The following is a 24,529-nucleotide window of genomic DNA, read 5'->3' on the forward strand; positions in this document are numbered from 1 at the left end:
ACGCCTACTAACCATCTGGGATCGTGTTCGGATTGAAGCGAATAGACCCATTCACTCAGCTTCCATGTACCGGACCTCTCACCAATCGCCGGCTCGCTTGGACAATTCTGCTAAGTTACTCCTTCTATTCATAGCTTTGATATAGGTGACGTATAATTGATCTTATTTTAGCGAATGATATCGCAATCGGCAAGATTTATTTTATAGAGGTAGTGAAATGGTAATAAAATAATAGAGAATGTAGTGAAATAAAATACAGATTAAGAATGCGAAATCATTTTAGTTTACATAATAATTATTATGTAAATTTTAAAGAAGCATATTTTATCATAGTAAAATAATAGCCAGCAAATCGATAATTGATTTGCTGGCTAGGTGACATCTTTATTATGAAAAAAGTATAGTACGGAAGGACAATCTAATAACACAGGGTTCCTTTGATTTGTTTTAACGATCTTTCTGCTTTTGCTCTGGGACCAACTGCCCCTTTCGCTCCCAATGAAGTGGTATTTTGATGGTAGTGCTTTTTCGTTTGGGAGATATGGCATCAGATGTCCCATCAGAAGCTACTTTCGGTGGGTCGTTGAATATAATTTTTATATATTTGGGATGAGGATTCTGAAGTGTAAAAGGTTTAAATCCTCTAATTATTTCTCCCGGTGATCCTCCCCCACCTGCTGGTGCCAATACATAGCTCTGGTCATCCATTACTTGAATCATAGGTTCCCAGTAAGAAGACAGCGAATTTCCTGTAATAGTAATCTGGTTGGATACGGGACCCAGTATTAATTTTTTCACTTTTAGTGTACGTCCATTCATTGTAAAAGGTAGATCAGGATACATGGTCTGGGTGTAAGGTTTACTTTTTTGCAGAGAAATAGGGATCGTTAACTTCCAATCCCCTCTCACATCCGTGATTCGCTCACAGGACAGAGTAACATTCATCTTATCGGGAAGACTGTCATCAATAAAACTGATGATAGTCACACCTTCGAGGTGATTGGAATCAATCAATGTATTTGTAGGTTCAATCATCGCTCCACTACGATTGGCTCCATGAAAGTCATAGTCCAACCACGGCCCCGGATTACTTCCCTTGATCCGCTGCTTGCCTTCCTTGTCGATCACTTCATAGCTAATCAGGATATTGACCCCATCATAAAACACATCATTCACTGTCAAAGAAATCCCCTGGTCTGTCACGGAATCATTGAGGTAATCGGCAAGCTGCTTCTGTTCAATACGTTGATATTCCGGATTCGTCAAACCACTCTGATATAAGCGGTTAACAAAGGATATACTGCGTAACGCTTCACCAATCGAAGGGAATAATGCGGCTGTGAATAGTACTCCCACACCAAGTACAAGTGTACACAGAATAGCGATTTGCCATTTAGGGCGATTGCTGCGCTTGGAATCTCGAGCTTCCTTTTTAGAGTTGGAAGTATGATATTCTGACCAGATCCGATCAAAAGAAAGCGATGTTTTCCATTCCTGTTCGCATGAGGTAATCTCGCTCTGAATACTTGCTTCTAATTCCTCTAATTCCCGATTGGAGAGCTTATCATGTCTTAGGTGATTCATGATCGATCCTCCTTGATAACAGGTTTGGCAGAGCTGTTTTTATTGGAGTAAAGTATTTCTTCGTCCAACGCCAATTCTCTTAATTCATAACATTTTCTTAGTTTACACAGACCGGCGTGAAGTCTGGATTTGCATGTACCGGGAGAGATATGGAGAGCTTCCGAAGCTTCGACCAGTGATAATCCGGCATAATAATGAAGTACAATGACTTCACGTTGTTTGAGAGAGAGCCGCGAGACGGCCGTCCATAACATATGGCCTCTTTCCTTTTGTAAAACGATCTGGTCGGTATAGTCTTCTCCTGTTTGTTCAGGTAATCGACCTAGTAGCACCTGCCACTTCCTTTTACGATAATAGCCACGAATCAAATTTACTGTTATTCGCGCAATCCATGGACGGATAGGCTGGTCGTTATTATATAGATGATATTTGCGAAATAGCTGAATAAAAACTTCCTGCGTCATATCGTCGGCTAATATACGGGAGCGGGTCATAACCAAAGCAATGCGGAATATGTAGTGAGAATGCTCTTCAAATAAATGCTGCGCTTGCTCTTGAGATAGAGACTCATTCAACGGTTCATCCTCCTTTTTGTATATATATGCTTTTAAAAGCCAAAGTGTTCGGTATTTACAATAAATTAGTACATAAAGCATGGTGGCACATATATTTTTCTTTCCTACAATTGAAAAAATGATGGGTCATTCTAATGTATTTCTAATTTTGGTTACGTAATAATAATTATGTAAACTAATTTGAATTGTGTTTGCCGGAACAAAATATAAGCTTGTAACGTCTATACATTTATACCAAATTTATCTTCAAGGAGTACTTAGATGAAAAATAAATTCACAACTTTACAGAAAATATCTCTTCCACTCCTGTTTGCGTTGACAATAGGGGCGGCGCCGTTTATTTGTGCTCACGGAACGCCTGCACATGCTGCAGATCAACTCGGTGATCCAGCACCAACGGGTTCTACCTTTCAACAATTAACTCCAGACTGGGAGAAAACAATTCGCAAACCTCAATATGGTGTTGATGCAGAAATAAGTACCTATGCAAATGGACGCGTGTACTACAAATTAAAAGAGCAAATTGCCGCTGCTGAAGTAACAAGCGGGAAAACAAAATGGACGGTTCCGGTCACCATGGCTGCCCCTCCGGTAGCGGATACGACCGCGCTGTATGTGATCAATAAGCAGAATCTGCTATACAAGCTAGATCAGAAAACCGGTAAAGTATTGTGGAAATCGACGATCCCTCATCCTGGAACAAAGAAGAAGCCTGTACCAGTAAACGTTCTTGTACAAGGGAATCTCATTATTACTAGCGACTCGCATACATTAAGTGCTTTTGACCGTGTCAGCGGGAAATTGAAATGGCAGGACAGTAAAACGTCTAATGCAGGTTACCGGGTGGAACAAAGTAGTGATACAATTATTCTGGCTATGCCGGATCGCCCTAACTGGCAGCGCGGTAATCCTTTTTATGCATATGACAGTCGCACAGGTCGGCTTCTCTGGAAAACAGCAGCTCGATATAATAAAGCAATCACCGTCCAGGATGGGTATGTATATAGTCAAAAATACAAAACCGAAGAAACTCCCGGTTACACAGTCAATATAGACAAAATTGATCTGCAGACCGGTAAAGTAGTTCAGACTTTCGGGTATCTCATCGATAAGGAAGCTTGGTCCGGTTGGGGTGCTTCTGTTGATTATTATGATGGAGATTTTTACGTTATACGCACCATCAGTTATGAAGATCGTCAATGGGGATTGTTCCGTATTCCTTTAGGTACACTTTCCGGTTCCAAACCAGCAGCATCGTATAGTTTCTACACACCGATCTACCAGGTTAATTTTAGCGGAAATGTATTGGCAGTTGCTCTCATGGACGAGAATGTATATTTTCTGAATCGGCAAAATGGTCAGCAACTGGGTGTCTCTATTTTCGAATCAAATTTCTTCAATACGACCCTGGACGCCGAAACCCATTTTCTTATTCAGACAGCCGGTAAAATATCGGCAGTAAGAATTCCGGAAATCCCTCTTGATGATAAAAAATCCAAGAAGTAAGTACGAGTGATTACGTTTGGATATAATATACATTTATTGATTAATATAGTTATTTAGAAGGTGCATAAGTGCTCGTATATCAGTAAAATAAGCTCTTAGAATAAAAACAGCGTATAATTTATATTATACGCTGTTTTTTAAGGCGGATATTCTATAGATCCTACATTATCTATTTTGCAAATAAAAGGGGTTCTTTCTGTAGTATCTTCTCACTCTCTACATCTTTTCCAGTAAATCATCTGCATACTGTAAGCGATACTTCGCGAATTCAGTACGCTCTTTAATATGCCCTGGACTACAATCGATTAAAGTGATTAATAGTGAATCATCGTCTATTTCGTTATCGTTTTGCCCAGTATTGGAGTAATTCCGTCCGTTGCTCGGCCCCAAAAGTTCAACCCGATTGAATGAACCATCACGTCATTCGCCAGCTTCATATTCAGCCCTTCTTATACATAATAAGCGCGTACCACAACATCCTGATCATGGTTACCAAATCCCGCGCCGTATAGAGTGAGACCACCAACATGAGCTGCATCCTCTTCCACAGCAAAGCGTAATGTCCAATAAGATTCCTGCAAATTCAGATCACCGATCGTTATATCCGACATCCGCTCTTCATCCATATAAGTTCCCGATCTGTCCATACGAATTGTCTTGAGCAGGCCATACTGATTCAGATTCCGATGCCACCACTCTGGAGTATATTTGCCACGTGCTGCTCTGCCGAAATCCGCCGGGCTGGTCCATGTACCGAGCCGAGTGCCATTGAATGTAAAAGTGATATCCGACAGCCAGGCATCTCTTAGCCCCGGTGCTTCCGAAGCGATTTCCATCGAGATCTCGATCTGCTCCACAATCTGTTCCTGCTTCAGTGGATTGCGCAGCTTGTATTCAACATACCCTTTGGCGAACCAGAGAATAGCAGCCTGCACACGCTCGGGATCATGAAAATAACCCGGATCATCCCATACCCCCAATTCTTTTTCCGATGTACCGATTCCACAGGTTGGATACACTTCACAATCGGTATAATGACCTACCGGAATATGATGCTCCGTGACGCCATTCAAGCGTGAAGAGGAAGGCAGCGCAATCTGAATACTATCCTGCACAAGAAAGCACAGCTTATGGGTACCTCCCTCTCTTCGTACCCTGCGACTACTGATTATTCCTGCCGCCTCTAATTTGCGTACATGCATAGTTACTATAGATGGACTGAGCTGCAGCATGGCGGCGATCTCCTTGACACTTTTCTCGCCGCTCACGAGGAACTCCATGATCTTCCATCTCACCTCGCTTGCCAGTGCTTCATATACAGGTAGATATTGCGATTGGCCATCCGTTTTTAGCATGAATATATTCTCCTTCAGCACAAGCAATGAATTCACATTTATATGAATTTAACTCAATTTGATTAATGAAGCAACGCTTGATGTATTGAAAGTGATCTGCTGCTGGTGTTTAATGATAGAGGCTGCAGCCTTTGAATGATTTTATCTGACAACTATACTTCTCAATGATTAGACAGCTAAATACAATGAGGTGACAGCATGCGGTACAACAATCCGGTTATCAAAGGATTTTACCCTGATCCAAGTGTATGCAAGGTGGACGATACCTATTATCTCGTCTGCAGTTCATTTCAGTACTTTCCGGGTATTCCCTTGTTCGAGAGTAAGGACCTGATTAATTGGCAGCAAATTGGACATTGCCTGAACCGTCCTACTCAGGTTCAGCTGGAACAGGTAAGCAGCTCGGGTGGTGTGTTCGCGCCTACAATTCGTCATTATCAGGGGCGTTTTTATGTAACAACGACCAATGACACAACCAGACAGAATTTTTATATATGGACCGATGATATTTACGGCGAATGGTCGGAGCCGGTATTTGTAGATCAGGGCGGAATCGATCCCGACCTTTATTTCGAAGAAGATCGTGTGTATTTCATGAGTAATGGCGAAGATGATGAGGGTATCCATGGCATTGTGCAGTGCCAGATTGATATTTCATCCGGGCACAAGTTGACGCCAAGTCGTACGATCTGGCAGGGATCCGGCGGGCGGTATCTCGAGAGTCCGCATATGTACAAAATTAATGGCCGCTATTACCTGCTCGCTGCAGAAGGTGGCACCGAGTATGGACATATGGAGACATACGCCCGTAGTCACTCGGTAAATGGCCCTTTTGAAGCTTATCCACTCAATCCGGTACTGACCAATCGGAATCTGGGTGGTTATGAGCTGCAAGGTGTGGGCCATGCGGATCTGATCGAAGATCATCAAGGGAACTGGTGGCTGCTGCATCTGGCATTCAGACAGATTGGACGCTGGCAGACTTACCATCACTTGGGTCGCGAGGTGTTTTTGACTCCGGTCACTTTTGATGAAGAGGGTTGGTTTACGGCAGGTCATGAAGGTACGACTTTGATGACATTTGAAAGTGATCATCTTCCGGATAGTCTGATCCAAGCGGAACAGAAGCTGTATACCTTTGATAATACCGACTGGAATACTGACTGGTGTTATCTTCGTCACCCTTCGCTCGCCAATTATACATTGGAGCCGAAGAGACTCTTGCTCTATGGGAATGAAACTACGCTGAACGAGGCAGGTTCACCTACTTTTATTGGCATCCGGCAAAAGGATTTTGATGCAGAGATCTCGTGTGACGTGCAGGTTCACGCCGGACAGGCGGGAATCACCCTCTATATGGATGAGCAGCATCATTATGATTTGAGTGTGTATAGAGATGATTCGGGATGCAAAGTCATCCAGCAACTCACAATTGGGAGTATCCCCTCTATACCGAATGAAGCCGCTTTTGCACTGAATGACAATCAACCAGTGACACTCATCATCCGGGCAGAACGTGAACGATATAACTTCTTCGCTCGTATAGAGAATCGCGAGATTCCACTGGGCAGCGCGCAGACGAGGTATCTTTCTTCTGAAGTGGCAGGCGGATTTACGGGAGTGGTTATCGGCTTGTATGCGTCAGGCATAGGTTCAACAGCGGCGTTCTCCAATTTCCAAGTACAATATGTATGAAGAATCAGTAGTTATATCGATAGATTCACTTTATAAAAAGAAGCCCCAAGACCTTTACACAAAGGTTCTGGGGCTTAGCTTTTGTAATCATTCGAATACTTCGTTATCCTTCGTTCGCCTGATAGGTTCCTTCTATATTGATATACGCCTGGGAATCTGTCGAAATGGCTACCCGATATTCAGATAGACCCTCCACGCCCTCCTCTGGCTGAAAATTAACACTGCTTCCTCGTTCGCCATTTTCCACAATGTCTACATGCACAGGTATCCATTCTCCTTTTTGCTGGCTATATCGCTCATAAGAGATGACAGTTCTGGCTTTCTCGGGCTGTTGCACTTCAATATATACCCATGCGCCGGCAACTGCGTATACGTCCGCAGCAAACTGCAAGTCACCGGGTTGAAGCTCATAGTATTCATAAATAATTCCCATACCTGCCTGTGGAGACGTACCTCGCTCTGTACCTGTTCCCTCTGCTCCGACCGTTCCACTTCCGGACAATGACAACACCAATAATAAAGCGATAAACAAAAACCTGTTTATACCCTTCATAATTAACCTCCCTCTACAATTGAGAAATTCCGGTTTCCGGATGTAGGAGCAGCAGAGAAGTGAACCGAATTTAACTTATTTTACCATATTAAACATATAGTAATTTATAGTTTGTGTAAAATAAGCAGAAATAATATTCCGTACAAATGATATGACTTCATACATATAGTAAAAGAAAATGACAATTAGAACACTCCCAGACCTGTGAGTAATGTCCAGATACCAGAGAGTATAATCAAACCCAGCGAATACTTTTTGAATTTTTGTTCATTTAAATGTCGAACCGCTTTGGCGCCGATCCAGGTCCCAATAAACATGACCGGCAGCATCCAGACCAGATACAGACTAAGCTCCCGATCGATCAGTCCACTGTAGGCAAAAGTAACGGTAGTCACGGCATTCAGAATCACTCCCACCAGAGCCAGGTTCGCCCGGAACATCTGCTTCGACATGCCCTGGTTCGATAACATCAATGCCATCGGCGGGCCACTGACCGATATACTTCCATTCAGAACGCCGCTAATCGCTCCAGCAGAGATATAGGCCGCTTTCTCATTGGCGATAGGAAAAGAACGACCACTGATCAGAAAAATAGCAAAAACAGTGATCAGTATACCTGTGATGATCTTGAGCGTACTACCACTTATAATAATCAGAAATAAAGTACCCAGCGGCGCTGTAATCACACTCGCTATAATCAACAAAGCAATTTTGCGGATATTGGCATCGCGGCGAATCGACAGGAATACGGAGAGACAAATCAACATACTCAAAATAACAATGATTGGCACTGCACGCTGAATCGGCATAAATAGGCTGAGCAGCGGCAGTGCAATCAATGCAAATCCAAAACTGGTCAATCCCTGAACAAAACTCGCAACAAGAATAATAGCGGCTCCTGCCAAAATCGCCTGTACTATAATCATATATACTCCTTTGTTGTAAAATAGTATGAATTATGCCGTACACTCTTCTTCTTTTATGACTATTGTACACAAAAAAGAGAACTCTTTTATCATAAAGAGTTCTCTTTTGAATATTTCATTATCAGCAGCTGGTTGCTTCCTTTGCAGACAGCTGAATCCTTACTTTACAGGTGTCGTCACCGGCTTGGCGGAACTGAACAATCCATCAAACCGACGCATCAGATTCTCAAGCGGACCCGAAGGCATCCGGGAGAACAGCCAACCTATCAATAGCCCCATCAGTACAACGACAAGGTCATGGAAAGGCACATTTTCCATACTGTAATCTATATTCAACAAGCTCAAGATCCATACGATGACAAACTGTAATGCATACATGGTTAACGCTACACGTCCTACAGCAGCAAATGGAATCAATATAGCAGATAATTTGTGGGCTATAAGACATGACGCACCGAGCGCGATAAATGCCATACCGAGTCCAATCCACGTCTGGAAAGTCGATGCGGTATGTGGCGCAGTCGTGAACAGCATGTTCCATAGTGCAGGCGTCGTATTCAGCGGCCAGATCGCATATTCATCAGGTGGTGCAGCAGAATAATCAATGACGCTGATCAGCCACTGTTCCCAGCGGGCGCTCCATCCCGGTACTACCAGGTTACCCAGCAGCTTGCCCGTGACCAGCATGACGATACCGCCAACAGTAAGCGATACTCCTGTACGAATACGCGTCAGATCGATACGTCCAATAGCCATTCCTGCGACAAAAACAGGTGCCAGTGCCAATGCGGACATCGGACCACCGGCGATATCACTTAACAGATAACTATCCTTCAACATGCTCGACCCGAACAGCATCAATGGTGGTGCCAAAAAGAGCAAAACTACTGCGGTCGTTGCGATGGTACGTGTCGAGCGCCGAACCAATAATAAAGCCAGTACAAACAAAGCGGCATAAGCGGGTAATATGATTCCGTACGAGGTATTGAGCATAATTAGCAGATAGCCGATGATGTCCACGAATACTGCACGAGCAATCATGCGTGCACGGAACGCTATCGGCTCCGATCCTCTTTCCATCATACGCTGAGCCATGATGGAATAGGATATTCCTCCGCACAATACAAACAGCAGTGTCGTGTTACCTGCTACAATAGACGAGATCGTCAAATTGGAACCGAAATGCTGCAAATACATACCGATTACAGCCAGACCACGAGCTGCATCCAGAGCGATCAAGCGTCCACCTCCTTTTCGTCTGGATATTGCAGTTGTGCTACGAGAACGTGATTGTATCGGTGTCGCGCTATCTCCGACTACTTCATTCGGTTGATTCGTCACCATATCTACTCTGGATTGCTCCCCATTGACTGATTCTGCACCAGATGGGTCAACTTTTTCTACATATTTTCTGACGGACCTGTCTGTCCGCTGAATACTGCTTAACAACTTGAACTCCTCCTCATTCCATTCCAACTTCATTAATCGCATCCTCATCCTGTATCTACAGACGTGATGTGCGTTCTTCATTCAATATACTTCGCAGATGTCGCCAAAGTTTGATCAACTTGTAAACAAGATGTCACAAACGTCAGGTATGGCAGAATGTCATAAGCAGCAGAGAACTGTAACCGTTAATGATGCAGGGTCTCAGAAATATCTGCTTCTTCTCGATTCCCCTAAACAAATGTCATCAGAAAAGCAACCTTACCCTGAACAGATCGCTAGAGTAAGGTTGCTGGTTCTCTATATTTAGGAGGTTCTCTTTATTCGGATGCACCGGGTGCAGCATGAAATACAGAGTTGGCCAATAGACGGAACTGATGCTGTGGATGTGCGTCACTCGTCAGATCATTGGCGAATACAGTTACATTTTTGCTTTTATCCTTATAAGTAAAAGCAAGAATTTTGCCTTTGGCTTGATCATGTTTGGGCCACCAGCCCCCTTTGTAAAAGTCGGGCTGTTTGCTGATCACTGCAAGTACTTTGGCTGTTTTTGGTACGGTAGTGACATAGGAACCGGACAAGGTGTACAAGTATTCCTGGGCATCATAGGATGCAGTAATCGGATTGTCCTGCTTGATATCGGTCCGGAATACTCCCTCATATCGCTCCCACGTCGCACCGGCAAAGGAAAATCCGGGAATCCAGTCCTTTATATTCACCATGCCCATGTTGCCATAGGCAATATAAGGCTTACCGCTGGTCACCAACTTATCCGAGTCAAAGGTATTAACCAGTACATCGGCGCGCTGCTGATTCTCGGTCACTTTGAATCCGAGATTTTTGAGTACATAAGCAGACTCGCCAAGAGCGGCTACGACAGAGGGCTTGAGCACTTTGCCCTGCGGCTTACTACCGTGGAATGCAGCTGTATCCACATAGTATTTGGATATAAGCGGCTTCAGATCATCGGTGGCTGCTACAAAGTCTCCGGCTTCTATCCCGGATTGGTTGCTGGTTAGCATGGTTACCTTTTTACCGGAAGCAAGCAGATGATTCACTACTTGTATCGCATCATTATTGGTATTGCGTATAACGGTATAGGAAGTATGAGCAGGCAACTGCGTAGCAGGTACGAATACCGAAGTTACAGCCGATGTTTTACCTGTAAAAGCTCCAACATCCCGGACAGAGTAGCTGCTGAATCCGCGCAGATCCGGAAAGTCCTGTACCATCTCGCCGGCTACAGAAGGATAATCGGATACATCGACTCCATCATACAGAACCATATTTGCGATACCATGTTCCGCCTGATGCATATTTACGACGAATGATCCTGCCGGATAAGTGTGACCTCCTGTAGTCACCGGTTCGATAGAACGCTCTACCTTTACCCCGTTACGAAGGAAGTACTTGATCATCCGGTATGTTTCCAGTGGGTTCTTTTGCAATGCTTTATCGATCGGCAGCACATAATATTCCGGGAAAAAGTTATCATCACCATGACGCGGACGACCAATAATCTTGTTTTTGGCATTTACGAGATACGGATCTACCGTGCGACTGTCTATATTGTTGATCCCCCGTTCATAGATTTTGAGCTGATTGAGGAAAAGATTCTGTTTGTTTTCCATCACATAATAAGTTGCTGCTGCCGCGCTATAATAGAGTGCGTTGGTAGAATCTTCATTCGTCTCGGGAATCTCGAGAGTATGTCCCATTGCACCATGATGCATGGCAAGTACAGCAGTATAGGCAGCAGAAGCATCATCCCAGCCAGACGATGTTCCTTTGGATACATAGCCAGGGTTTTCTACCGTTTTCCGGTGTTCTTCATATGGAATATGGTAATAATCATATTTGGTATTGGCGATACCGGCTTCTCCCATGTCTTTGGCCTGCTGCACCATATGGTCGATCAGCAAATCGTATTCGATATTCGGATCATGCGGCGGTGTAGCCGGCTCGATCAGAAAGTTCTTGTCGAATCCATGCATATCCAGAAAGGATATCGGTGACCATTTGGCAATCTGCTCGGTGACACTGCGTGTCTCCGGCTGAGTCTGATAAGAATTATCCCGATTCAGATCAAAATAGGCGGCATTGGTACGTTCAAGATGCACTCTGCCATCCGGATTATCCGTATAGACAAGAAGGAAAAATACATGATTCAGCGCATCATCCATGTTCATCTGCACTGTGTTCGGTTGATCATCTGATGTTTTGGTCTTGTAAGTAATCTGTTTGGCCAGAGCAGCTGTTTTAAAATAATTCATAATGGAATCGACTCCGGGCGCTTCATTAGGGTGAATATTATTGAGCCAGACAGGCACCTGATAATCTCCAAACGTCCCGGACTGGATATCTTTTTGCAGCTGTGCCGGATCATTCATCATTGCGGGATGAGTGATCGTTTGATATTTGTCCACTACCGCCTTGTCCCTGGCTACGATCGTCATATAAATATCACGGCCTTCTACGGATTTGCCGATGGACAGAGTGTGAATATACCTGTTGTTCTGACGTGCAGCCTGTGCAGTGATAGCGTCAATCTCCGGTTTAAGCTCCTCATACGTATGATAACTTTCGTAAGGAGTCAGCTTGACGGGTGTGCGGGCAATAACTTTGCCATTTACTGCAGCAGAGAGGCTGAATGTACCCATAAGTGACTTGTACAGAGGTCTTTGCAGAAAAGGTGCTGACAGATTCTCTGTATCATAGGGAAGATCAAAAGTAATTGTAGCTGTCGCTTGTCCATTTACTATTCGAACCGGTGATGCTGTAATAAAAGGGGCTCCTTCATATTTTCCATTTTTGTATTTTTTCCATTCAGACAGCGGTTTGCCGCCATAGGTCCAGGTGACCTTTTTGGGATCAACGCCCTGAGGGAGACTGAACGTTGCTTTCAGGGCCCGCTTCTGGGTCATGGATGCGGTATGCTTGTCCAGCTTCAGTGTCTGAATATGGCGATCAGCCGTAGTAGGAGTGCCGGTCGTTGATTGATGCGGCTGCACTGATGTAATTGTCTCGGTACTTAGCACAGGCTGAGCCATGGCAGTAAAAGGTGCTGTAGTACCGATAAGTACGCTAATAGATACAGTTAATGCAGAATAAAAAGGGATCTTGGATTTTCGGTTCATTGCCTTGTCTCCTTTGGAATTGAAATCGTAATAATAAAATGCTGTGGTTTGCAGATCGATAAGATCCAACTTGATGATTGTCGCTGCTGATTAAAGCGGATTTTCTGATTTTGCCGATGCATTTGCATCTTTGTCAGTGTCCGGATTATCCGAGGTGATGGTATCCTGTACAAATTGCTTAAGTGCCTGGCGATTCGATATATCGAGTACAGCTGCCCGGCCAACATAGGTTTCTTTTAGCAGCTTCATCGGCGGGATCTGTTCACTGCCCTTCATGGTGCTCTGATATCCGACAGAAGCCAGATTCCACATGTCCGATACGGTTAGATTGGTATCGATATAGGGACTTATCTGATCCAGGATCGAAGGCAGCTTCATAATCGAGGTCGTTGTTTTCAATTTGTCTGCCAGTGCCTTGGTAAATTGACGTTGACGCTCTGTTCGGGAGTAATCGGATAGAGCATCATGACGGAATCGGACATACTGAAGCGCCGTTTTGCCGTCAAAATGCTGATTGCCCTGCTTGAGATTAATATCATATTCGTGATGATCGGCTGCACTTTCATAGTGCATATCTTTTTCCACGTAAAAGTCTACCCCGCCTATGGCATCCACCAGCTTGATAAATCCCTGAAAATCCGTATACACATAAAACTGTACAGGAATGCCGAGCAGTTCACTGGCTGCCTTCATGGCTGTATCAGGGCCATGGGTGATTGCAGTATTGATCCGGTTTTTGTCATATCCCGGAATATCGGTATACGTATCCCGCAGGATAGAAAATACATGAATGTGCTTCCTGACCGGATCCATCGAAATGACCATCATGCTGTCGGAGCGGGGGACTTCGCCTTTCTGAATTCCTCGTGCATCTACACCCATCAGCAGGATATTGACCGGTTCGGTACCGAGCCACTCCGGGGCTTTTACAGGTGTTTCGTGAGCGGCACTGATTGTGGTCAATGGGGAATGATTTACTCCTTTGTTCAGTCCATCCAGTCCCCGATAAATCGAAAAGAAATAATAAAAGATACTGGCTGCTATAATAATCAGGACCAGGGCGATAAATGTCCGCCTTCTATTTTTCTTCTTTTTCTGTTCCATAGTTATTTCCTTTCTTTAGACCTATCGATAATGATAATTCGTTGTTATCTGTCTTTATTATTTTAGGGCTTGAACGAGCAGTGAGGTATAATATCTGCTGCCATCCGGTTTTAAATGGATGCCATCCTTGTAAAAGAATTGATCTTTACCCTGACTCGCTGCATACCAATCGACTACCTGCACATTTTTGAACTCACTGGCAGTCTGCTCCATCGTGTCATTGACTGTATCCTGCCATCCTCTGGGAACCCGGGTTGTGACCAGCAGTACCTGCTTGGCATTGGATAGTGTCTGCAGTACACTGCGCAGTTGGTCTTTACTAAAAGGGCCATTCGTCCCCAATTCAATAATGACCCGATCGCCCAGATTACCCTGGGCTGCCAGTTCGCGAAGAACCTTGCCTGCCTGGGACATTTGTCGTCCTACTTTGCCATCCACAGTAATGTCGGGCATCTGCTCTTTGAGATAGGGAGCTACCCCTACAGTAACCGAATCACCGATCATCGTGACTCCCTTGCCTGTTAGCTGACTGGAGGTAGATGAAGCTCCTCCATGAGCCTCGCCACGCTTCTGAGCAATCGGCTGGACTGAATCGACATGGTATACGGATATGCCCTGCTGACTTTCCCCATCCTTGGCGGACTGCTTTTGAGCGTACCAATGCACTCCGAACACCCCTGCAGCTACCATAATAATTAGTAAGCCCAACAATCGGTTTCTTTTCTTTTTATTCATAGGTTTATCATCCTTTTCATTCTTGTATTAGTAGGTATGGTTCTGCTGCAGCGTGTCGGCTAACAGAGACGCGTAATATTCTGCGCCCTCCGGCTTGAGATGAACGCCATCCTGGTAAAAGAATTGATCCTTATTCGCACTGGCTGTATACCAATCGATTATCTGTACGTTATGAAAATCGTCAGCAACTTTTTGTATACTGGCATTGACGCGATCCTGCCAGTCGCGCGGGACTCTGGTATTGACCAGATAGATTCGACGAGTATCCTGCAGTGAAGTCAGCAGTGATCGCAGTTGGGTCTCGTTAAAGACGCCATTCGTACCCAGCTCGATAATCAGCGTCTGTCCGAGTTTACCCTGGGACTTCAGGCTGTCTATCACGTCATCCACCTGTGTCATCTGTCGGCCTACTTTGCCGTCAATAATGATGCCAGGCAGCTTTTTCTCGAGGAAAGGGGCCGCATCGAGAATTACTGAATCTCCAATAGCTGTAATGCCTTCGCCGCTGCCAGACGAATCCTTTGCAACCGGATCTACTGGCTTTTCTTGATTCGTTGCTTTCGCAGGATCATATTGCAGCGACTGTGGCTGAACAGCTTCCTGGCTACTTATTGTCGAATCTATGACAGCGATGGCCGAGGAATTGGAATTCCACCCCTGCCAGCCCATGAGCCAGGAAGCCAGAATGACAGTAGTAATCATCATGGCAGTGACCAGACTCACCTGACTGCCATAGCCTGATCGGCGGATAGAGTACAGATAGCCCCGCAGCGTTTTGCGGCGAATCGGTTCTTCAATATATTTATAGGAAATGGCTGCCATTGCGAGACTAACAGCCAGCTGGAGAATAATACGTGTATAGCTGACATCTTCTGTATTTACTTCGGGACTGGATAGGATAATCACCGGATAATGCCAGATGTACAGACTATAAGAACGTTTGCCGATCCAACTGAGCGGACGGCAACCCATAATTCTTTCTAGCCTATTAGCAGGATGAACGAGCACGGCGATGACAATGGCAGTTAGGATTGAGAGATAAATGAATCCAGTAGGATACAGCGCATCATCATACTCATTGGTCTGGTGAATTTGTATGAGCAGTAGAACAATCCCTATCACACCAAGGCTATCCAGAACATTCCTGGCTGGCGAAGAAATATGTGAATTCAACTTGCTGCTTGGCCATAGTACAGCGAGCGCTGCACCAATCAGAATGGCAAATGCCCGGGTATCGGTTCCGTAATAGCCTCTACTGGGATCACTACCGGGTTCATACAGGATAGCCATGGCTACAGCTGATACAGCGGCACCGATCAGAATGAGCAGTGTCAGTTTGCCGCGTCTTGGTGCCAGAAATATACCAATCAGCAGTACCAGCGGCCAAATAATATAAAACTGTTCTTCAATCGCGAGTGACCAGAGATGACCGATCGGCGATGGAGGTCCAAAGCTTTCAAAATAGGAAACATCATGAAAAATCAGATACCAGTTATTGATATAGAAAATGGAAGTGAAAAAATCTCCCTTCAAAGATATCAGCCGGGATGGATCGGTAAGGAGCAGCCACATTGCTACTACCATCAGCATACCGAGCATGGCTGGCAGTAATCTTCTCATTCGCTTCACCCAGAACTGCGGAAGCGATATTCGGCCAAACGTTTTCCATTCGTACAGAAGCTGGTCTGTAATCAGATAACCGGAGATGACGAAGAAAATCTCTACACCGAGCAATCCGCCCTGTGCCCATTTCAAATGAAGGTGATAAGCGATCACGGCAAGGACAGAAATAGCTCTTAGACCATCCAGTCCAGTCATATAACGTTTCATTGCATGATTCGGATAAAGCTTCCCATTCATTGTAGTTCCTTCCTTGTCTGTGGTGAGCTAATGTTCTTACTCTATTCACTATAGGAAATAGATGTCGCAGAAGTTTGACGGACATGTAAACAAGTTGTCACAAGCGTGATATCTTCATGACTGTTATCAGACCCAGTCATATTGCTATGCAGCCAACAAAAGTGCGCAAAACAGCGCAAAAAAAAAAGCCCTATTCCGGCGAAACGCCGATATAGGGCTGAGGCTTATTGTATCTGCTAGGAACCTCTACCATCCTGTTCCTTATTTTAGTTCAATTACAAAAGCTTCTTTGGTCACCGACTCTGTCGATGTGCTCAATGAAGGATCGAACAGCTTTTGTCCTTGAATTAGCAGACTTTGATTATCCGGACTCCAGTACATGTCATTTAACAGAATTCCATGATACACGGCTTCATTGTACAGTATATTTCTTCCCTGTAGTTTGCCTACGTAAGTAACCGTCTGCTCGTCATACGTCGTGTAGGCAATATTTTTTCGATCTGGCGAAAATTTAAAGGTGAGTATTTTTTCGAGTAGAACCGAGAGTTCACCATTACGCTGATCATACTCGTACAGGGTGCCATCGACTCCAAGAAATACAAACTGATCGTTACTCAGCCAGGTTGTTTGTTCTCCGCCACCTACAACGCGTTCGTACTGAATATCTACGCTGCGGCCGGAGACTTTCCCCGCGATCAGGGTGATACGCTGCTGTTCATTTTTCCGGATCGTCTGCAGCAGCACGCTGCGGCCGTCATTTGAAATCATTACATTTAACAGTGTATCTCCCTGTCTGGATTTTGTGAGCTCGTACTTTTTGGATGTTTGAGTCTTCATATCATAAATATATAAATAATCCGGCTGGAGACCGTTTATTCTTTCTACAAGATAGCTGAGATATGCACTATTATTGGACCAGGAAATGTATTGTATATAGCTGTCCGATGCATTAAAGCTGGCAATTTCCTTTTCTGTACCATCCTGCAGATTGATCAGTTTCAATCTGCTTTTGGTAGTTGTCGAAGAAGTGCTGGAAATATATTTCCCATTCGGAGAAAGCGTACTATGAGAATTCACATAAGGCAGTCCTGAAATAAGCTTACTTTGCTCATAGGGACGCACCAGGCGTTTCACATTTCCCTGATCCAATACACTTATATCCCTGTCAGCTACAACAACTGAATCGGAAGACGACCAGCCAAGCAATCGCACTGTATTTGTCAACGCTTCAGGAAGACGATAGATTTTGTGAATCTGAAAAGGTCGGGAACTCTGTTCGACGCTGGTCACCTCGTTACCGCTTGACATGACAAACGTCTCGGTATGAGGTTCTGCACTGCATGCCGATACACACATCATAAGAATAATCAGTCCGGCAAAAGCTCTAATAGAATTGTATTTCATCATTTTTTCTCACTTTCCACTATATCCAGGGCGGCTAATTCCACAGTAACTACCGTATGGTTATGCTCACTGGTAATAAAAATGGAACCTTCACATTCTTCCACGATTGCTTTGACGATGCTTAACCCCAGTCCTACACTTCCTTCTTCGGGACTGTTGGGATGTGCCGGATAAAATGGCTGGAACAGTCTCGACAGATGCTCCGTCTCGATTGGATCACTTGGATTGCTGAATACAAAGCGAATATTCTCATCTTCCCGCTGTGCCTGAACAGATACGGTGGACAAAGGAAGGCTATACTTGATTGCATTGTCGATCAGATTGATGAATAGCTGCCTGATCCTGTCACTATGAGCCAGACAGATCAGTCCTTCACCAATATCGTATTGAATAGCCTTCTTGTATCGCCTAGCCCGAATAGTCATAGTTTCACATACATCCTGCAGGATCGTCCCCGCATCTACAGGTTCCAGCTCGTGCTGCATATTACTATTGCGCGAGACTTCGAGGAGCTTGAGTACCATCGTATGCAGACGTCTGCTTTCCTCTATGATATGATTCATGCCTTTGTCAAAAAAAGCACGGTCTTTCTCCCCGTTCAGCCGGATCAACTCCGCATAACCGAGAATAGACGTTAACGGCGTCTTCAGTTCATGGGTAATATTATCGAAAAATCGCTTTTCCTGCTGATGTAGCTCCTTGAGGTGATCCCGATCCTTTTCGATAATATGGATCTGGTTACTGATTTGACCGATCATGTCGTTGAAGTTCTCAGCCAAATGGCCGATCTCGTCCTTGCGCCGGAAATGCAGGCGTATATCCAGATTGCCGTTTTTGACCTCGGTCGAAGCGCGGGTTAGCTTGGTCAATGGAATCGTAATATGCCGGGACAAAATATAGGAGAACAGAAATGCAGCTGCAAAAATCGCCAGTGCAATATAGAGGGTAACCTGCAAAACTTGATTTGTCTGTTCATACAGTGAGCTGAAGTCCCGGTAAAAACGAAGAATTCCTACTTTGGAACCGTCAATAACAACCGGATAGGAGAATAACACAGTAGTCTTGCCATTACCGGTTGTAATACTGTAGGCAGTATTGCCACTAACCGCCTGCTGCAGATCGCTCTGCATCTGCGCAGGAAAACGGGATTCGTCTGACGCATAGAGCAATTTGCCCTCTACGGTGTATACCCCTACGCTGCTATCGGTGGTGTGGTTAAGATCGCTCGCAATCTCCTGGGCAATCTCTCCAAAGTATAACTCATTGCTGGTGAAATGGTTGATCAGAAAAGCCTGACGGATATAGACATTGCTGTTGCTTTTGAGTCCGTCCAGTTCGGAGCTGACCAGATTCTGGTTGCTGGTCTGAATAAACTCCTTGACCGTCTGATGAAGCACCACAAACGAAAGCGAGAAAATCAGAAAAAAACCGATTAGAAACTTGATGCTGATTTTACGTATCATGCTCAGCCACCCAATTTCTCAAATTTGTATCCTATTCCAAAGACAGTTGTAATCAGCGAGTTGGCATCGAGCTTTTTGCGCAGCCGCTGGATATGCGTATCTACTGTACGTGTGTCACCCACAAAATGGTAACCCCATACCAGATCAAGCAGCTCTGCACGTGTAAATGTCTTGCCTGGATGCTTGATCAGCATAAGCAGCAGATCATATTCTTTTGGCGTCAATTCAACAGGTTGTCCTTCCTTTTGCACCAGCCGCTCTGCTTCGACAATCTCGATATGCCTGTATTGGATCACAACAGGTTCAGCTTCGACCTGATTAGGGCTGCCCGCCTGCTCGACTCTGCGCAGAATAGTACGAATCCGTGCAACGACCTCACGCAAGTCAAATGGCTTGGTAATATAATCGTCTGCTCCAAATTCAAGACCGAGTATTTTATCGGTAATATCGGATTTGGCGGTAATCATCATAATGGGCAGATTATAGTTGGCTGTTACTTTTTTGCAAATATCCAGACCGCTCTGGTCAGGCAGCATCCAGTCCAGCAGCAGCAAATCCGGCTGGAAAGACTCCAGTTCAGCCATTCCTGCTGCTCCACTACCTGCTGTACGGGTCTGGAACCCCTCCATGGATAGTCCATAGGAAAGCAAATCAGCAATCGGTTTATCATCTTCAATAATCAGAATTTTGGCTTTGTTCATCGTAATCCTCGTCTCTGTTTTGAATCATTTTATCTTGTAAGGTACCGTCCATTATATTAACGAGTACTTAACCAACAATCAAATATAGATTTGTCACATTTTTGTTACCCAAGGATTCTCCATACAGAATAACAAGCCAAAATTCTCATATAAATCCGCAAGAAAAAAGAATTACCCGTTCTTACCACAGCAAATAGGAGCGACTCTTATACAAGCAGCGCTCCTGTTTGACTCTTCATTTTTTCCGATTCACCATATCTCTGTGATCAGGCTTCCACCCATTTTTTCACTTTTGGAAAAACAGCCAGCGCATTATGGTAAAATACTGCTTCCCAATGTTTCTCGGGAATCAGGTTTTTGATAAATGCGATATAGGCATCCAGCGGTACCAGCGGCCAGTCCGTCCCGAACACAAGCCGATCATACTTCTCCGCGAATACAATCGCACGTCGGAAATGATCCACATAGGTTTGTTCACCCATCAGACGCTGCACTTTGGCAGTATCTCCTACAATCCAGCCGGATAGATCGGCGTACAGATTTGGATTTTTTTCCAATAGGGCTGCAGTATCCATCACCCATGGATCTCCCAGATGACAGAGCATGAAGGTAATATCCCTATGCTTCAGAAAAGTCTCTTCCATCGACAGAGGATGCGAATACTTGAGCAGTCCGCTATCGGCATAGGTCAATCCGCCGTGAATCACAATAGGCAGTTCATACTGACGAGCGAGTCGATAGACCGGATCATAAATAGCATCGCCTACATTATAGTGGTAATAACCTGCATACAGTTTGATACCTACGACTGCATCGGACTGCAGAGATTGTTCCAATGCACCCAGCTGTCCTTCCAGATGCAGGGTCTCTGGGTTAATACCGACGCACGTAAACAGATTGTCCGGCATTTGGTCATTCAGATCGAGCAGCATCGGATTGGCAGCTGTCTGATCCGGAAATGCACCCGGGTTCGTCTCCGTCACTCCCATACCGACACCAGCAATCACATTCGACCGGGTGAATTCATCCAGTAGTCCCTTGGTGCTGTAATCGATAGAGGCCAGGTCACGTGCCGTCTCATGAAAAGACTCAATCTCCGAGAAATGAACATGTGCATCGATAATCTTCATGTTGTACCCCTTTCTAGATCATATATCTGTTTTCGCTGTATTCGTGGAAGCGGATGAGTGAACCACTTCACCAAAGCGGATATTGCGAAGATCTGTCAATGCCTCGTCCGGAATAGGTACATCCGAGATGATGTGGAACTGCGGCCGGTTATCTGTCTGCTGCTGATCATATAGATACATATCGTCAATCGCCATCGCTGCTGCAAAATGTGTATTCAGAAATACTCCGCTGTAAGAAGATTCTGGATGTGCAACCCAGGTAAGCTGCTGCTGTCGTTCGGCTGAAGTGTAACGAATGATTTGGCTTGTAGACTGTTCATCGTACTGCACTCTTCCTGCTTTGTAGGTAACCGATTCACCCGCTTCATTACGAATCTGCGCACGAGTATCCAGCAGATCCTCGCTAGCTTTGTAAAAGTTAAAGCATTGAATAGCCAGTGGGAACAAGGAAGTACCGGTGCATTTATTGATTCGGGCAAAGGTTGCCAGTACCGGTACACCCGGCTGCGTCACATAATACTGTTCCACCGACAATCCTTTGAATTTGAGGTTATGCCGAATATGAATAGTAATACGAATACCGGACCACAGATTATCGAACTGATCCCGTACGTCTACGAAATCGACCTGGCGTTCCTCGTTCTGCAGATTCGCATCCGCCAGTCCCCGCACCTGTAAATGGATACCGCCAAACCATGGGTTCAGCCAAGAACGCGGACCTGGCTTCGGATACGAAGAATCCAACCATTCCACCCCATGATGCTGCAGCGAGAACAAGGTCGGTGCAAAGGAAGTATTCACCTGAAATTGCAGTACACCGTTATGAACGGTATGAACATCGCCCTGTTCGGTTTGTACAATACGGGAATCGACCTTGCTTGATGGCAGTACCGGGAACAATGCCCGTGCATATTTAATCTCATACGTATCCATATCCAGATGTACATGAACCAGTTCCATTTCCTGACCGGCAGGCAGGGACAGCTGCGTACTGTACTGCTGCACACTCTCTTTAGCCGATACATTCAGCTGTTCTTGTATACTTCCATGGTGAGAAGAGACATAAATATCGCCATCCAGCACCGTGTTTTTATGCTCTACAATGTCCAATTCGGGAGCTTGGGCAGCAAAGGGGTTGCCGCCATTCAGGAACAGCTCCAGTGACGGCTGTGCAGACAATGTATCCGATGTCCCCTGCTGCTGGGCAAATGTACGAAAATCCTGCCATTTGTTCCATGTACCGATAGCTACCTGAAGAGGTGAGGTCTCTACAACAGCTCCAGCTGCATGATGGATAGGATGCTCAATGGCATACTGCCATATTTCGAGCAGTAGTGGAAGTTCAGCTGGCCAGGTGACGCCCATTGATGATTGCTTGTCCTGAGCGAATATCCAATTTTCCGTGAATTCACTGGTCTCCCAATAGTCAACAGAAGCAGCATCCGGACCTTCGGAGGTATGGATATAACGATTACGATAAGGCAAAATGCTATTTTCCAGAGAGAAATCAAAACGTTCTTTTAAAAGTAGCGGTTCTGTACGAGCTTCGGCATCTTCCTGCATCTGCACCCGGTGATGGCGACTAATCAGACCATTGCGGTGTACTTTGACTATTGTAGTCAGCAGTAGGGAATAGGAAGTCAACTCGTACTGCGCTTCCATAATCATCGCATCTTCTTCGCGGAAGGTTACAGACACTGCACGATCTTTATGAAATTCATTGCTATAAGGCAGACCGAACTTGGGTGGATATAGTTGCGTCTTTACTTTACTGCCTTCGTACAGATTTAGATTATTGCTCTGTTTGTTCAAGCGTGCACTGTATAGACCGTTACAGATGGTCCATTCTTCGGAGGTCTCACCGCCAAAAGCATTCGTGGCTCCAGGTAGGATAAGGCTTATGTATTGATCCAGCACTTTGGAATTGGCGGCACGGTTCATATCGTTATATATGGAAATCTGATGATGCCAGATCCCGTAATCCAGCAGAGCTGCCTTTACCTTAGCCGAGCGACGGGAGTTCGCAGGGACATGGATAGCGATAGTAGGCTCTTGAAAAGCAAGCAGTTTATTTTCCGGCCACTGCATGTAATAGGTGTAGTCGGTATTCTGTTCATTTTCTACACTGAGCTCCAATTCGAATACTTCACCTGTATACAGACTACGATGGGGTGCCTGCAGCTTCAGTCGTACAGGGAAACGTGGCTCTATGCCGAGCTTGAATATAGCTGCCAGACCATTAATGAGTAATTCGGCTTCTACGACCGGATGAGTCTGAAATGGATTCTGCTCTTCTTCAATCGGTTGAACATGGAAACTGCCTTCGATCGTCTCACGTGAAGTAACTACGGTAGATGTCTGCAATTCAAAATCAATAGCGGAGTTACCTTTTGCCGTTATTTCTACAGACAATGGCTTGCCGGTCTTGTTCACTACCTCGTAATGGACAGGGTAGCTGCTGCCAAACGGCAGACGATGTGCTGCAGGAATACAGGCCTGGATCAGATAATCTTCGGTCTCGATCAGACGCAGTCCACGTCCGGTACGTTCATATTCCATACGCAGATAGGTGTTTTCCTTGCTCCATTCATAGGTGAAATAATCGAATCCGTACTCTTCTCGTCCATCCGGACGTGTATCAATCTCGCGAACACTGTCCGCATACCAATCCAGTTGGTCAAAATAATGCTGTACTGCCGGGGTCTGCAGCACCGAAGGAATCAGATTGATCAAATGCGTCGTATCATCGCGTTTCTCCCAGAAAAATCCCGCTTTCTTGTAGGTCGGTACGGCTTTGACATTCCCTGGCCATGTATACAGATCCAGCCGGGGCCAGCCGAGTGTAATCGTCTGTTGTACCGCGTGCAGTACGAGTCGTTTGCCTACTTTGCGTCCATGATAATCCGGACGTACATTCAGCAGCGGGATATAGAGTGCGCCGGCATCTTCCTTGTAATGGGAAAAGCTGCAGTAGCCTACGACCTCTTTGCCATTTACTGCAAGAAATACATACAGGTGGGTGCTGTTATGGTGCTCTTTGAGAATCATCTGTTCGGTTTGTATAGCGCTATCGCCTCCCCAGCTCTCATGGCTGGCATTCCACATGTCCGCGAGCGAAGCGGCATAGCGGGGTTCATACTCTACAATGCGGATATCTTCTACAGTGATCATTCGTTCAATCCCTCCAATACGATAAAATGCAGCTTATTTGTAAGCGTAATCAAAACCTCTTCGATGGTAATATCCAGTAGCTTTGATTCCCTGTATTATATAGAAGAATACGAAGAATTGCACCTTCAGGGAATAGAGCGCATCGAACCGTTGGTAGATAACAAGCGAAGAAGATACAACATAC

Annotated in this window: 17 protein-coding genes and 1 other annotated feature (1 of these 18 only partly in view); of the genes, 2 read left to right on the forward strand and 15 right to left on the reverse strand. The window is 45.1% G+C overall.

Annotated features, from left to right (window positions below; translation table 11 throughout):
- Positions 1-141: a binding site (T-box leader), on the reverse strand (it extends 116 nt beyond the left edge of the window).
- 306 nt (positions 142-447) lie between these two features.
- Together WH46_RS08610 and WH46_RS08615 are read right to left on the reverse strand one after the other, a co-directional pair.
- Positions 448-1,584, reverse strand: a complete 1,137-nt coding sequence (locus tag WH46_RS08610) for a DUF4179 domain-containing protein (protein WP_046226417.1) — start codon at positions 1,582-1,584, stop codon at positions 448-450.
- Complete coding sequence (locus WH46_RS08615; protein ID WP_046226418.1) at positions 1,581-2,159, reverse strand: RNA polymerase sigma factor; 579 nt, start codon at positions 2,157-2,159, stop codon at positions 1,581-1,583. Before WH46_RS08615 ends, WH46_RS08610 begins: the two co-directional genes overlap by 4 nt.
- Before the next feature lie 261 nt (positions 2,160-2,420).
- On the opposite strand from WH46_RS08615, the gene WH46_RS08620 reads away from it, so the two are divergent.
- On the forward strand, positions 2,421-3,665 hold the full coding sequence (locus WH46_RS08620) for an outer membrane protein assembly factor BamB family protein (RefSeq protein WP_046226419.1): 1,245 nt from the start codon (positions 2,421-2,423) through the stop codon (positions 3,663-3,665).
- Positions 3,666-4,114: 449 nt separating this feature from the next.
- On the opposite strand, the gene WH46_RS08625 is transcribed toward WH46_RS08620, so the two are convergent.
- Positions 4,115-5,020, reverse strand: a complete 906-nt coding sequence (locus WH46_RS08625) for an ArsR/SmtB family transcription factor (RefSeq protein WP_046226420.1) — start codon at positions 5,018-5,020, stop codon at positions 4,115-4,117.
- A gap of 198 nt (positions 5,021-5,218) precedes the next feature.
- Between WH46_RS08625 and WH46_RS08630 the strand changes: the two genes are divergently transcribed.
- Positions 5,219-6,715 carry a glycoside hydrolase family 43 protein gene (locus WH46_RS08630; RefSeq protein WP_046226421.1) on the forward strand — a complete coding sequence of 499 codons (1,497 nt, stop codon included), beginning with the start codon at positions 5,219-5,221 and terminating at the stop codon, positions 6,713-6,715.
- A gap of 103 nt (positions 6,716-6,818) precedes the next feature.
- On the opposite strand, the gene WH46_RS08635 is transcribed toward WH46_RS08630, so the two are convergent.
- The 12 genes from WH46_RS08635 to WH46_RS08690 all read right to left on the reverse strand — a co-directional run bounded on the left by WH46_RS08635 (position 6,819) and on the right by WH46_RS08690 (position 24,345).
- Positions 6,819-7,268 carry a hypothetical protein gene (locus WH46_RS08635; RefSeq protein ID WP_046226422.1) on the reverse strand — a complete coding sequence of 150 codons (450 nt, stop codon included), beginning with the start codon at positions 7,266-7,268 and terminating at the stop codon, positions 6,819-6,821.
- A gap of 185 nt (positions 7,269-7,453) precedes the next feature.
- Positions 7,454-8,194 carry a sulfite exporter TauE/SafE family protein gene (locus WH46_RS08640; protein ID WP_017815090.1) on the reverse strand — a complete coding sequence of 247 codons (741 nt, stop codon included), beginning with the start codon at positions 8,192-8,194 and terminating at the stop codon, positions 7,454-7,456.
- A 159-nt stretch (positions 8,195-8,353) separates the two neighbouring features.
- The gene (locus WH46_RS08645; RefSeq protein WP_046226423.1) at positions 8,354-9,691 is read right to left on the reverse strand and encodes a DUF418 domain-containing protein; all 1,338 of its coding nucleotides are present in this window, start codon (positions 9,689-9,691) and stop codon (positions 8,354-8,356) included.
- A gap of 269 nt (positions 9,692-9,960) precedes the next feature.
- Positions 9,961-12,777, reverse strand: a complete 2,817-nt coding sequence (locus WH46_RS08650) for a M14 family metallopeptidase (protein WP_046226424.1) — start codon at positions 12,775-12,777, stop codon at positions 9,961-9,963.
- A gap of 90 nt (positions 12,778-12,867) precedes the next feature.
- A complete protein-coding gene (locus WH46_RS08655) occupies positions 12,868-13,881 on the reverse strand; it encodes an LCP family protein (RefSeq protein ID WP_046226425.1) in 1,014 nt (337 codons plus the stop codon).
- A 57-nt stretch (positions 13,882-13,938) separates the two neighbouring features.
- The gene (locus WH46_RS08660) at positions 13,939-14,616 is read right to left on the reverse strand and encodes an SGNH/GDSL hydrolase family protein (protein ID WP_046226426.1); all 678 of its coding nucleotides are present in this window, start codon (positions 14,614-14,616) and stop codon (positions 13,939-13,941) included.
- A 27-nt stretch (positions 14,617-14,643) separates the two neighbouring features.
- The gene (locus tag WH46_RS08665; RefSeq protein ID WP_046226427.1) at positions 14,644-16,476 is read right to left on the reverse strand and encodes an acyltransferase family protein; all 1,833 of its coding nucleotides are present in this window, start codon (positions 16,474-16,476) and stop codon (positions 14,644-14,646) included.
- A 261-nt stretch (positions 16,477-16,737) separates the two neighbouring features.
- On the reverse strand, positions 16,738-17,883 hold the full coding sequence (locus tag WH46_RS08670; protein WP_052714169.1) for a hypothetical protein: 1,146 nt from the start codon (positions 17,881-17,883) through the stop codon (positions 16,738-16,740).
- Entirely contained in the window at positions 17,880-19,343 is a 1,464-nt protein-coding gene (locus tag WH46_RS08675; RefSeq protein ID WP_046226428.1) for a HAMP domain-containing sensor histidine kinase, read from the reverse strand. The genes WH46_RS08670 and WH46_RS08675 overlap by 4 nt, the downstream gene beginning before the upstream one ends.
- Before the next feature lie 2 nt (positions 19,344-19,345).
- Entirely contained in the window at positions 19,346-20,044 is a 699-nt protein-coding gene (locus tag WH46_RS08680; RefSeq protein ID WP_017815099.1) for a response regulator transcription factor, read from the reverse strand.
- Positions 20,045-20,310: 266 nt separating this feature from the next.
- Entirely contained in the window at positions 20,311-21,174 is an 864-nt protein-coding gene (locus WH46_RS08685) for an amidohydrolase family protein (protein WP_046226429.1), read from the reverse strand.
- Positions 21,175-21,192: 18 nt separating this feature from the next.
- Positions 21,193-24,345 (reverse strand): GNAT family N-acetyltransferase, encoded by a 3,153-nt coding sequence (locus tag WH46_RS08690; protein ID WP_046226430.1) that lies wholly within the window; start codon positions 24,343-24,345, stop codon positions 21,193-21,195.
- Positions 24,346-24,529 lie beyond the last annotated feature (184 nt).

Origin of the sequence: Paenibacillus dauci (assembly GCF_000971985.1) — a bacterium.
Lineage (GTDB): Bacteria > Bacillota > Bacilli > Paenibacillales > Paenibacillaceae > Saccharibacillus > Saccharibacillus dauci.

Coding starts and splice junctions, on each gene's coding strand:
- WH46_RS08610 (WP_046226417.1), bottom strand. CDS start 1,584: ATGAATCACCTAAGACATGATAAGCTCTCCAATCGGGAATTAGAGGAA.
- WH46_RS08620 (WP_046226419.1), top strand. CDS start 2,421: ATGAAAAATAAATTCACAACTTTACAGAAAATATCTCTTCCACTCCTG.
- WH46_RS08625 (WP_046226420.1), bottom strand. CDS start 5,020: ATGCTAAAAACGGATGGCCAATCGCAATATCTACCTGTATATGAAGCA.
- WH46_RS08630 (WP_046226421.1), top strand. CDS start 5,219: ATGCGGTACAACAATCCGGTTATCAAAGGATTTTACCCTGATCCAAGT.
- WH46_RS08635 (WP_046226422.1), bottom strand. CDS start 7,268: ATGAAGGGTATAAACAGGTTTTTGTTTATCGCTTTATTATTGGTGTTG.
- WH46_RS08640 (WP_017815090.1), bottom strand. CDS start 8,194: ATGATTATAGTACAGGCGATTTTGGCAGGAGCCGCTATTATTCTTGTT.
- WH46_RS08645 (WP_046226423.1), bottom strand. CDS start 9,691: ATGAGGATGCGATTAATGAAGTTGGAATGGAATGAGGAGGAGTTCAAG.
- WH46_RS08650 (WP_046226424.1), bottom strand. CDS start 12,777: ATGAACCGAAAATCCAAGATCCCTTTTTATTCTGCATTAACTGTATCT.
- WH46_RS08655 (WP_046226425.1), bottom strand. CDS start 13,881: ATGGAACAGAAAAAGAAGAAAAATAGAAGGCGGACATTTATCGCCCTG.
- WH46_RS08660 (WP_046226426.1), bottom strand. CDS start 14,616: ATGAATAAAAAGAAAAGAAACCGATTGTTGGGCTTACTAATTATTATG.
- WH46_RS08665 (WP_046226427.1), bottom strand. CDS start 16,476: ATGAATGGGAAGCTTTATCCGAATCATGCAATGAAACGTTATATGACT.
- WH46_RS08670 (WP_052714169.1), bottom strand. CDS start 17,883: ATGATGAAATACAATTCTATTAGAGCTTTTGCCGGACTGATTATTCTT.
- WH46_RS08675 (WP_046226428.1), bottom strand. CDS start 19,343: ATGATACGTAAAATCAGCATCAAGTTTCTAATCGGTTTTTTTCTGATT.
- WH46_RS08680 (WP_017815099.1), bottom strand. CDS start 20,044: ATGAACAAAGCCAAAATTCTGATTATTGAAGATGATAAACCGATTGCT.
- WH46_RS08685 (WP_046226429.1), bottom strand. CDS start 21,174: ATGAAGATTATCGATGCACATGTTCATTTCTCGGAGATTGAGTCTTTT.
- WH46_RS08690 (WP_046226430.1), bottom strand. CDS start 24,345: ATGATCACTGTAGAAGATATCCGCATTGTAGAGTATGAACCCCGCTAT.